A 13,825-nucleotide genomic window follows, 5' to 3' on the forward strand; every position below is an offset into this window, starting at 1 on the left:
GGGAGTGAATACATGGGAGCAGCACCTTGCATCAGCCAGATCGCCAGCTTGCTCGCCGAGCCTAAACGCACGGCCATGCTCTGGGCCTTGATGGACGGTTCGGCGAAATCTTCAGACGAGCTGGCAGCGCTGGCCGGTTTGTCGCCGGCGTCAGCCAATGCACACTTGGCGCGGCTGACCGGCAGCGGCCTGTTGCGGATCGAGGCACGGCGAGGCCAGCGCCTGTTTAGGCTAGCGGCCGCTGATGTCAGCACCGCCATTGATGCATTGGCCAGCACCACCATGGCCAGCGCGGCCCGCAGCACCCCGGATGTTTTGCCACCGGCGCTGCGAGCGCCGCCGTTGCTGCGCCGCGCCCGCTGGTGCCACGGCCACCTCGGCGGTGAACTGGCGGCGCAGCTGTATCAACGGATGCTTGAGGCCGGATGGATCGAGCGCCATGAGCAGCGTACCGAGGTGACGCCCAGGGGCGTGCAAGCGTTGGCGGAACTGGGCATTTTTACCCAGGCATTGGCATCGCCGCTGGCCTGCGACTGTTTCGACTGGAGCCAGCAACAACCCCATCTGGGCGGTGCGTTGGGGGCGGGCTTGATGCAGCTGTTTTTGCAGGCGAACTGGATCAGTGTGATCAACGAGTCACGGGCCCTGTCGGTCAATGACGGGGGGCTTGAGCACATAGCTCGCGTTGCCAAGCTGTAGGAGCGAGCGTGCTCGTGAAAAACTTGAGGGCGCCGCGTTTTATCCAGATGCCCGGCGTTATCGTTAACGTTCTTCGCGAGCAAGCTCGCTCCTACAGGTGCTGGCGTCGCTCTCAGCTGTCGTCAGGTCGCATTCAGCAATAGCCAGCGTAAACGATGCCGCACACTCGCCAAGGGGATTTTTTCATACGAGGGGTGCGGCATGGGTAGGCAGGGTTATAGCGCGGCGGAACGCCTGGAACGGTTGCCCATCAGCGGTTACCACCGAGTCATTTTCATCATCATCGCCCTGGCGTTTTTCTTCGACTCCATGGACCTGGCGATGATGACCTTCCTGCTGGGCTCGATCAAAGCCGAGTTTGGCCTGAGCACGGCCCAGGCCGGGTTGCTGGCCAGTTCGAGTTTTTTCGGCATGGTGGTGGGCGCTTCGCTGTCCGGGATGCTTGCTGATCGCTTCGGGCGCAAGCCGGTGTTCCAGTGGAGCATCGTACTCTGGGGCCTGGCGAGCTACCTGTGTTCCATGGCGCAGACGGTGGAGACGCTGACGTTGTTCCGGATCCTGCTGGGCATTGGCATGGGCATGGAGTTTCCCATTGCCCAGTCGATGCTGTCGGAGCTGATCCCCGCCAAGCGACGCGGCCGTTACATCGCCTTGATGGATGGCTTCTGGCCGTTGGGTTTTGTGGCCGCGGGCGTGTTGTCTTACTTCTTGTTGCCGGTGATTGGCTGGCGCGACATCTTTCTGGTGTTGGCGATACCGGCGGTGTTTGTGCTGGCCATCCGTTTCTTTATTCCGGAGTCGCCGCGTTGGCTGGAACAGGCTGGGCGCCATGAGGCGGCGGACAAGGTCTTGCTTGGCATCGAGCAGAAGGTGCGCGATTCCTTGGGCCGCGCCGACTTGCCGGAGCCGATTGCCCTGCCACGGATCGAGAGTGCGCCGGGGACGTTTTTCTCCGCGTTCCAGCAGCTGTGGTCCGCGCAGTACCGCCAACGCACGATGATGATCTGGAGTGTGTGGTTCTTCGCCCTGCTTGGGTTCTACGGGCTGACGTCGTGGTTGAGTGCGTTGTTACAGCAATCGGGTTTTGCTGTGACTCAGTCGGTGTATTACACGGTGATCATTTCCCTGGGCGGAATCCCAGGCTTTTTGATGGCCGCGTGGTTGGTCGAGCGCTGGGGGCGCAAGCCCGTGTGCGTGGTGACCTTGCTGGGCGGCGGGGTGATGGCGTTTCTGTATGGGCAGAGCGCAGTGTTTGGCGGCAACGTAAGCCTGCTGATCACCTCGGGGTTGTTGATGCAGTTCTTCCTGTTTGGCATGTGGGCGGTGCTGTACACCTACACGCCGGAGTTGTATCCCACCTCGGCACGTGCGACCGGCTCGGGGTTTGCGTCGGCGATTGGGCGGGTTGGCTCGTTGCTGGGGCCGTTGGTAACCGGACTGGTATTCCCGATAACCGGGCAGGGCGGGGTATTTGCCTTGGGTGCGCTGTGCTTTGCGGTGGCGGCGCTGGTGGTGTGGTTGTTCGGGATGGAGACCAAGGGCAAGACCCTGGAAGAACTCACCCAGGCTTAAAGCTGATGGGGCCATGTGGGAGCCGGGCTTGCCCGCGATAGCGGTAGGTCAGGCAATAAGAGGCTGGCTGATACACCGCTATCGCAGGCAAGCCAGCTCCCACAGGTTGAGTCCAGGTCTATTCAGTTATGGCTTCACGAGCCGCGCATCCAGGCTGTTCTGCGCCAGGCGTTTGGCCTGGTCCTGAGTCATGCCCAGGCTGGTGTGCAGCGCATGGAAGTTCTCAGTGACGTAACCGCCGAAGTACGCCGGGTCATCCGAGTTCACGGTGACCTTTACGCCACGTTCGAGCATGTCGAGGATGTTGTGCTGGGCCATGTCGTCGAACACGCAGAGCTTGGTGTTGGACAGCGGGCACACGGTCAACGGGATCTGCTCGTCGATGATGCGCTGCATCAAGCGCTCGTCTTCAATGGCGCGCACGCCGTGGTCGATGCGCTGGATTTTCAGAAGGTCGAGGGCTTCCCAGATGTACTCGGGCGGGCCTTCTTCGCCAGCGTGGGCGACGGTGAGGAAGCCTTCGTGACTGGCACGGTCGAACACGCGCTGGAACTTGCTCGGTGGGTGGCCCATTTCCGAGCTGTCCAGGCCCACGGCCACGAACGCGTCACGGAATGGCAGCGCCTGGTCGAGGGTTTTCTGCGCTTCGTCTTCGCTCAGGTGGCGCAGGAAGCTGAGGATCAAACCGCTGGTGATGCCCAGTTGCTGCTCGCCGTCTTTGAGTGCGGCGGCGATGCCGTTGAGCACCACTTCGAACGGCACGCCACGGTCGGTGTGGGTTTGCGGGTCGAAGAACGGTTCAGTGTGAATCACGTTCTGGGCCTTGCAGCGCAGCAGGTAGGTCCAGGTCAGGTCGTAGAAATCCTGGGACGTGCGCAGCACATCGGCGCCCTTGTAATACAGGTCGAGAAACTCTTGCAGGTTGTTGAAGGCGTAGGCCTTGCGCAGGGTTTCGACGTCGTTCCATGGCAGCGCAATCTTGTTGCGCTCGGCCAGGGCGAACAGCAGCTCAGGCTCCAGCGAGCCTTCCAGGTGCAGGTGCAATTCAGCCTTGGGCAGGGCGTTGAGCCAATCGTACATTTTTAAATTCTCATCAGGTGCAATGACGGCATTCTACAGGCCATGGCTGAAATAATCGGCAAAACCTGACCAGCAGGAGAGTATTTCTGTCACCCACGCAAGGGCGGCCTGAACTAAGGTGTAACGAAACGTTAGCGGCTCGGCGCAGTCTGTACCCCATCAATGACTGATTCGCTGTATGAAAAGGCCCGGAATGCTCACATCCCTCAAGCAAGAAAAATTCATGCTGCTGGCGCTGATTGCCGCCATCGCCGCCTATCCGCTGGAACACTGGATGCTCCACAGCGGCCAACTGGTCGCGCTGCTGGCCGGCTTCGCGCTGATCGCGTTTATCGTGATGGCATCGATGCGCGTGGCTCATCACGCCGAGCAGTTGGCGGAAAAAGTCGGTGACCCCTACGGCACCATGATCCTGACCCTCGCCGCGGTATTGGTGGAGGTGGTGATCCTGGCGATCATGATGAGCAACGAGCCATCGCCGACGCTGGTGCGCGACACCATTTACTCAGCGGTGATGCTCGATATCAACGGCATCCTCGGCCTGGCCGCGCTGATGGGCGGCATCAAGCATGGCGAACAGTCCTACAACGATGACTCGGCGCGCACCTACAGTGTGATGATTCTTACTGCCATGGGTGTGTCGATGGTGGTGCCGGAATTTATCCCCGAAGCGGACTGGAAAATTTACTCGGCCTTCACCATTGGCGCGATGGTGGTGCTTTACACCTTGTTCCTGCGCATGCAGGTGGGGCCGCACAGTTATTTCTTCAGCTACAGCTATCCGGAAAAACGCCGTAAGAAACAGCCGGAAGACGAGCACGCGCCGTCTGTCAGCCTGACGTTTTCCATTGCGACCCTGGTGTTTGGGGTGATCGTGATTGGGGCGCTGGCCGAGGTGATGTCAAAGACTCTCGACCTGGGCCTGGAAGGGACCGGCGCACCGCCGGTGATTACCGCGATTGTGGTGGCGGCTATCTCGGCCGCGCCGGAGATCCTCACGGCACTGCGCGCCGCGTTGGCCAACCGCATGCAATCGGTGGTCAACATCGCGCTGGGGGCTTCGTTGTCTACGGTGATCCTGACGGTGCCGGTGATGGAAGCCATGGCGCTCTACACCGGGCAGCCGTTCCAGATGGCGATGACGCCGGTGCAAACGGTGATGGTGTTTATCACCCTGATCGTCAGCGCGATCAACCTCAACGACGGGGAAACCAATGCGATAGAAGGGATGACGCATTTTGTGTTGTTTGCGACCTTTATCATGCTGTCGCTGTTGGGGCTGTAACCCGATTTGAACGGCGCCGCAGACCCAATGTGGGAGCGGGCTTGCTCGCGAATGCGGTGGTTCAGTCACAGATGTACTGACTGACACAGCGCATTCGCGAGCAAGCCCGCTCCACATTTTGATTGGTACCTGGCTTAGGTGCCTGCGATCAACTGGCGCGCTGCCTGGCTGTGATCCGCGATCAAGCCTTTCAGATCCAGCCCTTCGACTTGGCCGTCGATCACCCGCCATTGACCTGCGATCATCACCCGGTCTGCCCGGTCCGCACCGCACAACAGCAGCGCGGAAATGGGGTCATGGCTGCCGGAGAAGCGCAGCTCATCGAGCTTGAACAGTGCCAGGTCCGCCTGTTTGCCGACGGCCAACTCGCCAATGTCCGTGCGTCCCAGCAACTGCGCCGAGCCCTTGGTGGCCCAGCCCAATACACCTTCGGGGGTGATCTTTTCCGCGCCATAGCGCAGGCGCTGGATGTACAGGGCCTGGCGGGCTTCAAGGATCATGTTCGAAGCGTCGTTGGAGGCCGAGCCGTCCACGCCCAAGCCGATGGGGGCGCCGGCGGCGAGCAGGTCCAGGGTGGGGCAGATGCCGGAGGCCAGGCGCATATTCGAGCTTGGACAATGGCAGATGCCAGTGCCGGCTGCGCCCAGGCGCTCGATTTCGTCCGGGTTGAAGTGAATGCCGTGGGCCAGCCAAGTGCGCGGGCCAAGCCAGCCGACGCTGTCGAGGTAATCCACGGTACGCAGCCCGAAGCGTTGCAGGCAGAAATCTTCCTCATCAAGGGTTTCCGCCAGGTGGGTGTGTAGGCGCACGTCCAACTGGTTGGCCAGCTCGGCGCTGGCTTGCATGATTTCGGGGGTGACGGAAAACGGCGAGCACGGCGCCAGGGCGATCTGGATCTGCGCACCGTCACCGCGCTGGTGATATTCGCGGATCAGGCGCTGGCTGTCTTCGAGAATCACTTGGCCTTGCTGCACCGTTTGCTGCGGCGGCAGGCCGCCATCGGCTTCGCCCAGGCTCATGGAACCGCGGGTGAGCATGGCGCGCATCCCCAGTTCACGCACGCTGTCTACCTGCACATCAATGGCGTTTTCCAAACCATCGGGGAACAGGTAGTGGTGATCGGCCGCCGTGGTGCAGCCCGAGAGCAGCAATTCGGCCAGGGCGACTTTGCTGGCCAGGGCGAGTTTTTCCGGGGTGAGTCGCGCCCATACCGGGTACAGGGTTTTCAGCCAGGGAAACAGCGGCTGGTTGACCACCGGGCCCCAGGCACGGGTCAGGGTTTGATAGAAGTGGTGGTGGGTATTGATCAGCCCAGGCAGCACTACATGCTCGCGGGCATCGAACACCTGGGCGCAGGGTTGTGCAGGCGCTTGTCCTTGGGCCAGCACTTCGGTGATGACACCGTCTTGCAGCACTAGGCCGCCACGGGCATCGAGGCCATTGGCGGTGAAAATCGCGAGGGGTTTTTTTAACCAGATACGGGTCGCAGGCATTGGCCGGCTCCTCTGAATGATGGGTTCAGGTTTGCCAGCTCAGTGTTGCCCTGTCTGCTGATCCAGGGTCGCCGGGGAGGGCGAGGTGGGCAGTTTACGCGTGGATCGTTATCGACGGCAATTGGTCGATAACGACCCTTTGCCACTTACCAGGCGATGGTGTCGCCTTTGTAGTCGACGAAGTGATGGCCGCCTTTGCCAGTGTAGGCATTTACCTGGTCCACCAGGCCGCGCACGCTGGTCTCGACGTCGATGTGGGCGTTTTCGCCGCCCATGTCGGTCTTCACCCAGCCTGGATGCAGCGACAGCACCGTCGGTTTGGGCTCGCCCAGTTGCGTGATAAAGCTGTTGGTCATCGAATTGAGGGCGGCCTTGCTGGCTTTGTACAGCGCCAGGTCCGAGCCGTCGGGAATGGTCACGCTGCCCAGTACTGAACTCATGAAGGCCAGCACGCCGGTGTCTTTGCGGATCTGCCCGACAAAACGCTGGGCCAGGTTGATCGGCGCCACGGCGTTGGTGAAGAACAACTGGCCGACTTCCGCCAGGGTCGCGTAGCCGGGCTCCTGATTGGCCGGGCCTTTGACGCCGGCGTTGACGAACAGCAGGTCAAAGGTGCGATCTTTCAGGTGTTGGGCCAGGGCGATCACGGCTTGCTGATCGTCCATGTCCAACTTCTCGATCTGCACCGGCCCCACGGCTTTCAACGCATCGGCCTTGTTCGGATCGCGCACGGTGGCGGTCACGTCCCAGCCGTCCTGGAGCAGTTGCTTGACCAGGCCAAGGCCCAGCCCGCGCGAGGCGCCGATGATCAGTGCGGTTTTTGGCGTAGACATGAAAGGCTTCCTTTGAAATCGCGGTTCAGGGAGTTCAGCGCATAACAGTAGCAGTTTCAGCGTTCGAGCAGGATGCGCCCACGGCTCAGGTCGGCGAGCTGGGTTTGCAGGGTGTCGATGTGCGCCTCCCCCAGGGCGAGTTGCAGCTCTACGCCGTTGGCGGTGAAGGTTTCTTCCACCACAAGCCCGCCGAGTTCAGCGACACGCAGCTTCACCAGGTTCAGTTCGGAGAAGCCACAGGCGCAACGCAGGGGGACGCGGCTGATCAGCTCGATGCGCTCGGCATTTTGCAGGCATTTATTGGCCCCGCCGCCATAGGCGCGGGCCAATCCACCCGTGCCCAGTTGAATGCCGCCGTACCAGCGGATCACCAAGACGGCCACCTGATCAAAGCCCTGGGCCTCGATGGCTGCAAGAATCGGGCGCCCGGCGGTGCCTCCGGGTTCGCCGTCATCGCTGCTGCGGTATTGATCGCCCAGCTTCCAGGCCCAGCAGTTGTGCGTGGCGTTGAGGTCGCTGTGTTGCTCGAAAAACGCCTGGGCGTCCTGCGGGCTGGTAATCGGCGCCGCCAAGGTGATAAAGCGACTTTTGCGTATTTCTTCACGAAACTCGCAAAAGCCGGTGAGCGTAAAAGACATAAATCGCTTCGTTTATAGGGCTGGCTTGATGCCGCAGCCTTTGAGAATGATATGGATCAGGTTGGTGCCAGCATCTTCCATGTCCTGCTTGGTCAGCTTGGTGCGACCGGTAACACGGCAGATCTGGGTGGCGAAGTCAGCGTAGTGCTGGGTGCTGCCCCACAGCAGGAAGATCAGGTGCACAGGGTCGACGGGGTCCATTTTGCCGGCGTCGATCCACGCCTGGAACACTGCGGCACGGCCACTGAACCAGGCCCGATAGTCCTGGCCGAAATATTCAGTGAGGCATTCGCCACCGCTGATGATCTCCATGGCGAAGATCCGCGAAGCCTGGGGTTGGCGGCGCGAGAATTCCATCTTGGTGCGGATGTAGCGAGCGAGCGCCACGGCCGGGTCGTCCTCGGCGGTCAGCGCGTTGAAGGTGCTGTCCCACAGTTCGAGGATATTGCTCAGCACCGCGACGTACAGGCCCAGCTTGTTGGTGAAGTAGTAGTGCAAATTGGCCTTGGGCAGCCCGGCACTGGCAGCGATGGTGTTCATGCTGGTGCCTTTGTAGCCATGACGCGCGAATTCATCTTCAGCAGCCTGGAGAATCGCTTGTTCGTTCTTTTGCCGAATGCGGCTGGCGGGTTTACCGGCGTGGTTGCTGTGGGCAGGAACTTCGAGGCTCATGGAGGTTTCCGTGCTGATCGATAGAGACGACGTGTGCACAGATAACCCACCCTCAAGCCTCAGACAAGTCCTGATGCAATAAAACCGTCAAAGCGGCTCCAGGCTGTCGCGTTCCGGGCTGTGGTTTGCGGCGGCGGTACTTGCCTTGGCCTCCGGCAGTAACAGGCACAGCAGGATGGCGGTGATACCGCCGCTGGTGATGGCGGAGTCGAACAGGTTCTGCACCAGTGTCGGCATCAGGTGCAGCAGGTTAGGTTGCGCGGCGATACCCAGGCCAACGCCGAATGAGGTGGCGATGATCAGCATGCTGCGTCGGTCCAGCGGCGCCTGGGCGAGGATGCGCACGCCTGCCGCGGCCACGCTGCCGAACATCACGAGGGTGGCGCCGCCCAGTACCGGCTTGGGGATTTGCTGCAGTACAGCGCCGATCAGCGGAAACAGGCCCAGACAGAACAGCAACACGCCGATGTATAAACCGACATAACGGCTGGCCACGCCGGTGAGTTGGATCACGCCATTGTTCTGGGCAAACGTGGTGTTGGGGAAGGCGCTGAAGGTGGCGGCGATCATGCAGCTCACCCCATCGCCGAGCACGCCGCCCTTGAGCCGGCTTATATAAGAAGGGCCGCTGATGGGCTGGCGGGCAATCATGCAATTGGCGGTGAGATCGCCGACGGTTTCGATGCTGCTGATCAGATAAATCAGCGCAATCGGCAGGAAGGCGCTCCAGTCGAAGTTGAAACCAAAGCGGAATGGTGTAGGCAGGCTGACCAATGGCAGGTCAGGCAACGCCTGGGGAGTCAGTTTGCCGCTGAACCACGCCGCGAGGCTGCCCAGGGCCAGGCCGATGATGATGGCCGACAAGCGTACCCAGGGCGTGTTCGAGCGGTTGAGCAGGATGATCGTCAATACAACGAACAGGCCCAGCGCCAAGTTGGCGGGAGCGCCGAAGTCCGGTGCATTGAAACCACCGCCGAGGTCGGTGATGCCCACTTTGATCAGGCTGATGCCGATCAGCGTAATTACGATGCCGGTCACCAGGGGAGTGATCACGCGGCGCAACTGGCTGATAAAGCGGCTCAATACAATCTGCACCGCCGCGCCGAAGAAGCACACGCCGAAAATCATCGCCAGAATGTCTTCCGGGCTGCCACCGCGTTGCTTCACCAGAAAGCCTGCTGACAATACGGCGCCGAGAAACGCAAAGCTGGTGCCTTGCAGGCAGATCATGCCGGCACCGATGCCAAACGGCCTGCGTGCCTGGATGAAGGTGCCTACGCCGGAAACCATCAACGCCATGCTGATCAGGTAGGGCAAGTGGGCGGTGAGGCCGAGGGTGGAGCCAATAATCAGAGGCGGCGTGATGATGCCGACGAACGCCGCCAATACATGTTGCAGGGCCGCGAGGAAAGCGGGCAGTGGTTTCGGCCGGTCGTTGAGGCCGTAGATCAGGTCGCTGGGGCTGGAGGATTCTGGGGGCATGGCGGGTCAACTCAAGGCGGACGGTTCAAGGTCCTTGAGCTCTTGCAAAAAGCTGTCCATGTGCTCAGCTTTTTGTGCAAGGCCCGAGTTAGCGGGTGGCGGCCAAGCTTTCGAGGAAGCTTTCCAGCACCAAATGAGGGCGACGGCCCTTGCGCGTGACCGATGCCAGGCTCAAATCGTAAAAACGTGTCGCCGGTTTCAGCGCACGCAGTCGGCCTTGTTGCACCCATAGGCTGGCGTAGTGATCGGGCAAATAGCCGATATAACGCCCGGTGAGAATCAGGAACGCCATGCCTTCACGGTCTGACGCACTGGCGGTGCAGTTGAGCGCCTGGTAATGGGCCTGGATTTCCGCGGGTAAGCGGAAGGTGGGGGCGATGGCATCCTGGCTGTCGATGCGTTCGTCGTCGAGTTGCTTGTTGTCGGCGTAAAACAGCGGGTGGCCGACCGCGCAATAGAGCAAGGAGCGTTCGCTGTACAGCGGCTGGTATTCCAGGCCCGACAGTGCGCTGGCCTGGGGCACCACACCGACGTGCAGGCGACCGTCGAGTACGCCTTGCTCCACTTCATTGGGGGCGATCATGCGAATCTGGATCTGCACGTCCGGGCCGCGTTCCTTCAACTGCGCCAATGCGTGGGTGATGCGCATATGGGGCAGGGTCACCAGATTGTCGGTGAGGCCAATGATCAACTCTCCGCGCAAATGTTGGTGCAGGCCGTTGACCTCGGTGCGAAAACTTTCCAGGGCACTCAGCAGTTGCAGGGCAGACTGATAGACCTCGCGGCCTTCTTCTGTCAGAGAGAACCCGGCGCGGCCGCGTTGGCAGAGCCTCAGCCCGAGCCGTTGTTCAAGGTCGCTCATCTGCTGGCTGATGGCCGAGCGCCCGATGCCAAGGACGGTTTCCGCTGCCGAGAAGCCGCCGCACTCCACCACGCTGCGAAAGATGCGTAGCAGGCGAATATCGAAGTCACTGACTTGCGCCAAAGGGTCGGGACGACGGCTGCTCATAGTTTAGTGAAGGCCTGACTGAAGGTTAGAAGAGTTGGATTTCACCGACTTTATCCCCGTGGCAATTTAGCTGCAACAACGCTTTTTCAATCCCGACGCTGCCTTTTGCCCTGCGAGGTTTTGCTGATGAACATGCCCGAAAACGCCCCATCGTCACTGGCCAGCCAATTGAAGCTGGATGCGCACTGGATGCCTTACACCGCCAACCGCAACTTCCAGCGCGATCCACGCCTGATCGTGGCCGCCGAGGGTAGCTGGTTGACCGATGACAAGGGGCGCAAGGTCTATGATTCGTTGTCGGGCCTGTGGACCTGTGGCGCCGGGCATACGCGCAAGGAAATCCAGGAAGCGGTCGCCAAGCAATTGGGCACCTTGGACTACTCCCCAGGCTTCCAATACGGTCATCCGTTGTCCTTCCAGTTGGCGGAAAAGATCACCGACCTGACCCCAGGCAACCTGAATCATGTGTTCTTCACCGATTCGGGCTCTGAATGTGCCGATACGGCAGTGAAGATGGTGCGGGCCTACTGGCGCCTCAAAGGTCAGGCCACCAAGACCAAGATGATTGGTCGAGCCCGTGGTTACCACGGTGTGAACATTGCTGGTACCAGCCTGGGCGGTGTGAACGGTAACCGTAAGCTGTTTGGCCAGGCGATGATGGACGTCGACCATCTGCCTCACACCTTGCTGGCCAGCAACGCCTTCTCCCGGGGCATGCCGGAGCAGGGTGGTATTGCCTTGGCCGATGAGTTGCTCAAGCTGATCGAGCTGCATGATGCGTCGAACATCGCAGCCGTGTTTGTCGAGCCGATGGCCGGTTCCGCTGGCGTATTGGTGCCACCGCAGGGTTATCTCAAGCGCCTGCGCGAAATTTGCGACCAGCACAATATCCTGTTGGTGTTCGACGAAGTGATCACAGGCTTTGGCCGCACCGGCTCGATGTTCGGTGCCGACAGCTTTGGCGTGACACCGGACCTGATGTGCATCGCCAAGCAAGTCACCAACGGCGCGATCCCGATGGGCGCGGTGATTGCCAGTAGCGAGATCTACCAGACCTTCATGAATCAGGCGACGCCGGAATACGCCGTGGAATTCCCCCACGGCTACACCTACTCGGCGCACCCGGTGGCCTGCGCGGCGGGCTTGGCGGCATTGGACCTGTTGCAGAAAGAAAACCTGGTGCAGAGCGTAGCCGAAGTCGCACCGCACTTTGAGAATGCGCTGCACGGTTTGAAGGGCAGCAAGAACGTGATCGACATTCGCAACTACGGCCTGGCCGGTGCGATTCAGATTGCCCCGCGTGATGGAGATGCCATCGTGCGTCCATTCGAGGCCGGCATGGCATTGTGGAAGGCCGGTTTCTATGTGCGTTTTGGCGGCGACACCCTGCAGTTCGGGCCAACCTTCAACAGCAAGCCGCAGGACCTGGACCGTCTGTTTGACGCGGTCGGCGAAGTGCTGAACAAGATCGACTGATTTCTCCTTCTATATAGAACAATTTTTCAGGAGCCCTGCATGAGCCTTATCCAGCATTTGATCAACGGTGAGCTGGTCAACGACAGCGGTCGTAGTGCCGACGTCTATAACCCGTCTACCGGCCAGGTGATTCACCAGGTGCCGTTGGCCAGCCGTGAAACCATTCAACAGGCGATTGACTCAGCCAAGGCGGCGTTTCCGGCCTGGCGCAATACGCCGCCGGCCAAGCGTGCCCAGGTGATGTTCCGTTTCAAGCAACTGCTGGAGCAGAACGAAGCACGGATCTCGCAGTTGATCAGCGAAGAACATGGCAAAACCCTGGAAGACGCCGCGGGTGAACTCAAGCGTGGGATCGAGAACGTGGAGTACGCGTGCTCGGCGCCGGAGATTCTCAAGGGTGAATACAGCCGCAACGTAGGGCCGAACATTGATGCGTGGTCGGACTTCCAGCCATTGGGCGTGGTAGCGGGTATTACCCCGTTCAACTTCCCGGCGATGGTGCCGTTGTGGATGTACCCGCTGGCGATTGTCTGCGGTAACTGTTTCATCCTTAAACCTTCAGAGCGCGACCCGAGTTCGACGCTGTTGATCGCGCAGCTGTTGCAGGAAGCCGGGCTGCCCAAAGGCGTGCTCAGCGTGGTGCATGGCGACAAGGGCGCGGTGGACGCATTGATCGAAGCGCCTGAAGTCAAAGCCTTGAGCTTTGTAGGCTCGACGCCGATTGCCGAGTACATCTATTCCGAAGCGACCAAACGTGGCAAGCGTGTGCAGGCGCTGGGCGGGGCGAAAAACCACGCGGTGCTGATGCCGGATGCAGACCTGGATAACGCTGTGAGTGCCCTGATGGGCGCGGCGTATGGTTCCTGCGGTGAGCGTTGCATGGCGATCTCGGTGGCTGTGTGCGTGGGCGATCAGGTGGCGGATGCATTGATTGCCAAGCTGGTGCCACAGGTCAAGGCGTTGAAGATTGGTGCGGGCACTTCTTGCGGGCTGGATATGGGCCCGTTGGTGACGGGGCAGGCGCGAGATAAAGTCAGTGGCTATATAGAAGACGGTGTGTCGGCGGGGGCTGAGCTGGTCGTTGATGGCCGTGGCTTGAGTGTTGCCGGGCATGAGCAAGGTTTTTTCCTCGGTGGCAGCTTGTTTGACCGCGTCACCCCTGAGATGCGTATCTATAAAGAAGAGATCTTTGGCCCGGTGTTGTGCGTAGTGCGGGTGGATAGCCTGGAAGCGGCGATGCAACTCATCAACGATCATGAATACGGCAACGGTACTTGTATCTTCACCCGTGATGGTGAAGCGGCGCGTCTGTTCTGTGATGAGATTGAAGTCGGCATGGTGGGTGTTAACGTGCCGCTGCCGGTGCCGGTTGCGTATCACAGCTTTGGTGGCTGGAAGCGTTCGCTGTTTGGCGACTTGCATGCCTATGGGCCGGACGGGGTGCGTTTCTATACTCGTCGCAAGGCGATCACCCAGCGTTGGCCGCAACGGGCCAGCCATGAAGCGTCGCAATTCGCCTTTCCCAGCCTGTAAGGCTCGGTAGGTAAAAGGCCGGCCCCTTGGGGCCGGCCTTTACGTTGTTGGAG

General features: G+C 60.5%; 12 protein-coding genes. 5 read left to right on the plus strand and 7 right to left on the minus strand.

The genetic code is table 11. The annotated features are described in order from the left end of the window. The first annotated feature begins 12 nt into the window (after nucleotides 1-12). The gene (locus GH769_RS28270) at nucleotides 13-699 is read left to right on the plus strand and encodes a helix-turn-helix transcriptional regulator (RefSeq protein WP_020301942.1); all 687 of its coding nucleotides are present in this window, start codon (nucleotides 13-15) and stop codon (nucleotides 697-699) included. Between the two features lie 201 nt (nucleotides 700-900). Further along, nucleotides 901-2,271, plus strand: coding sequence for an MFS transporter (locus GH769_RS28275; RefSeq protein WP_020301941.1), 1,371 nt, complete (start codon nucleotides 901-903; stop codon nucleotides 2,269-2,271). A 126-nt stretch (nucleotides 2,272-2,397) separates the two neighbouring features. On the opposite strand, the gene GH769_RS28280 is transcribed toward GH769_RS28275, so the two are convergent. Next, a complete protein-coding gene (locus GH769_RS28280; protein ID WP_032902913.1) occupies nucleotides 2,398-3,351 on the minus strand; it encodes an adenosine deaminase in 954 nt (317 codons plus the stop codon). A gap of 193 nt (nucleotides 3,352-3,544) precedes the next feature. Between GH769_RS28280 and GH769_RS28285 the strand changes: the two genes are divergently transcribed. After that, complete coding sequence (locus GH769_RS28285) at nucleotides 3,545-4,636, plus strand: calcium:proton antiporter (RefSeq protein ID WP_003188263.1); 1,092 nt, start codon at nucleotides 3,545-3,547, stop codon at nucleotides 4,634-4,636. A gap of 134 nt (nucleotides 4,637-4,770) precedes the next feature. On the opposite strand, the gene GH769_RS28290 is transcribed toward GH769_RS28285, so the two are convergent. The 6 genes from GH769_RS28290 to GH769_RS28315 form a co-directional block, all read right to left on the minus strand. Then, nucleotides 4,771-6,129, minus strand: coding sequence for an 8-oxoguanine deaminase (locus GH769_RS28290; protein WP_032902915.1), 1,359 nt, complete (start codon nucleotides 6,127-6,129; stop codon nucleotides 4,771-4,773). A gap of 146 nt (nucleotides 6,130-6,275) precedes the next feature. Continuing rightward, a complete protein-coding gene (locus GH769_RS28295; RefSeq protein WP_014716774.1) occupies nucleotides 6,276-6,962 on the minus strand; it encodes an SDR family oxidoreductase in 687 nt (228 codons plus the stop codon). 56 nt (nucleotides 6,963-7,018) lie between these two features. Continuing rightward, nucleotides 7,019-7,600, minus strand: coding sequence for a YigZ family protein (locus GH769_RS28300; RefSeq protein WP_014716775.1), 582 nt, complete (start codon nucleotides 7,598-7,600; stop codon nucleotides 7,019-7,021). Between the two features lie 12 nt (nucleotides 7,601-7,612). After that, nucleotides 7,613-8,272 carry a TetR/AcrR family transcriptional regulator gene (locus tag GH769_RS28305; protein WP_014716776.1) on the minus strand — a complete coding sequence of 220 codons (660 nt, stop codon included), beginning with the start codon at nucleotides 8,270-8,272 and terminating at the stop codon, nucleotides 7,613-7,615. An 87-nt stretch (nucleotides 8,273-8,359) separates the two neighbouring features. Continuing rightward, nucleotides 8,360-9,754, minus strand: coding sequence for a uracil-xanthine permease family protein (locus GH769_RS28310; protein ID WP_032902919.1), 1,395 nt, complete (start codon nucleotides 9,752-9,754; stop codon nucleotides 8,360-8,362). An 88-nt stretch (nucleotides 9,755-9,842) separates the two neighbouring features. Continuing rightward, nucleotides 9,843-10,763, minus strand: a complete 921-nt coding sequence (locus GH769_RS28315) for a LysR family transcriptional regulator (RefSeq protein WP_003188270.1) — start codon at nucleotides 10,761-10,763, stop codon at nucleotides 9,843-9,845. A 126-nt stretch (nucleotides 10,764-10,889) separates the two neighbouring features. Between GH769_RS28315 and GH769_RS28320 the strand changes: the two genes are divergently transcribed. Continuing rightward, complete coding sequence (locus GH769_RS28320; RefSeq protein ID WP_003188272.1) at nucleotides 10,890-12,239, plus strand: aspartate aminotransferase family protein; 1,350 nt, start codon at nucleotides 10,890-10,892, stop codon at nucleotides 12,237-12,239. Nucleotides 12,240-12,278: 39 nt separating this feature from the next. Continuing rightward, nucleotides 12,279-13,772 (plus strand): CoA-acylating methylmalonate-semialdehyde dehydrogenase, encoded by a 1,494-nt coding sequence (locus GH769_RS28325; protein ID WP_014716778.1) that lies wholly within the window; start codon nucleotides 12,279-12,281, stop codon nucleotides 13,770-13,772. Nucleotides 13,773-13,825 lie beyond the last annotated feature (53 nt).

Source organism: Pseudomonas sp. CFSAN084952 (genome assembly GCF_009648855.1).
Classification (GTDB): Bacteria; Pseudomonadota; Gammaproteobacteria; order Pseudomonadales; family Pseudomonadaceae; genus Aquipseudomonas; species Aquipseudomonas paracarnis.

Bases quoted from the DNA above. Each gene is read 5' to 3' on its own strand.
- GH769_RS28270 (WP_020301942.1), top strand. From the start codon at position 13: ATGGGAGCAGCACCTTGCATCAGCCAGATCGCCAGCTTGCTCGCCGAG.
- GH769_RS28275 (WP_020301941.1), top strand. From the start codon at position 901: ATGGGTAGGCAGGGTTATAGCGCGGCGGAACGCCTGGAACGGTTGCCC.
- GH769_RS28280 (WP_032902913.1), bottom strand. From the start codon at position 3,351: ATGTACGATTGGCTCAACGCCCTGCCCAAGGCTGAATTGCACCTGCAC.
- GH769_RS28285 (WP_003188263.1), top strand. From the start codon at position 3,545: ATGCTCACATCCCTCAAGCAAGAAAAATTCATGCTGCTGGCGCTGATT.
- GH769_RS28290 (WP_032902915.1), bottom strand. From the start codon at position 6,129: ATGCCTGCGACCCGTATCTGGTTAAAAAAACCCCTCGCGATTTTCACC.
- GH769_RS28295 (WP_014716774.1), bottom strand. From the start codon at position 6,962: ATGTCTACGCCAAAAACCGCACTGATCATCGGCGCCTCGCGCGGGCTG.
- GH769_RS28300 (WP_014716775.1), bottom strand. From the start codon at position 7,600: ATGTCTTTTACGCTCACCGGCTTTTGCGAGTTTCGTGAAGAAATACGC.
- GH769_RS28305 (WP_014716776.1), bottom strand. From the start codon at position 8,272: ATGAGCCTCGAAGTTCCTGCCCACAGCAACCACGCCGGTAAACCCGCC.
- GH769_RS28310 (WP_032902919.1), bottom strand. From the start codon at position 9,754: ATGCCCCCAGAATCCTCCAGCCCCAGCGACCTGATCTACGGCCTCAAC.
- GH769_RS28315 (WP_003188270.1), bottom strand. From the start codon at position 10,763: ATGAGCAGCCGTCGTCCCGACCCTTTGGCGCAAGTCAGTGACTTCGAT.
- GH769_RS28320 (WP_003188272.1), top strand. From the start codon at position 10,890: ATGAACATGCCCGAAAACGCCCCATCGTCACTGGCCAGCCAATTGAAG.
- GH769_RS28325 (WP_014716778.1), top strand. From the start codon at position 12,279: ATGAGCCTTATCCAGCATTTGATCAACGGTGAGCTGGTCAACGACAGC.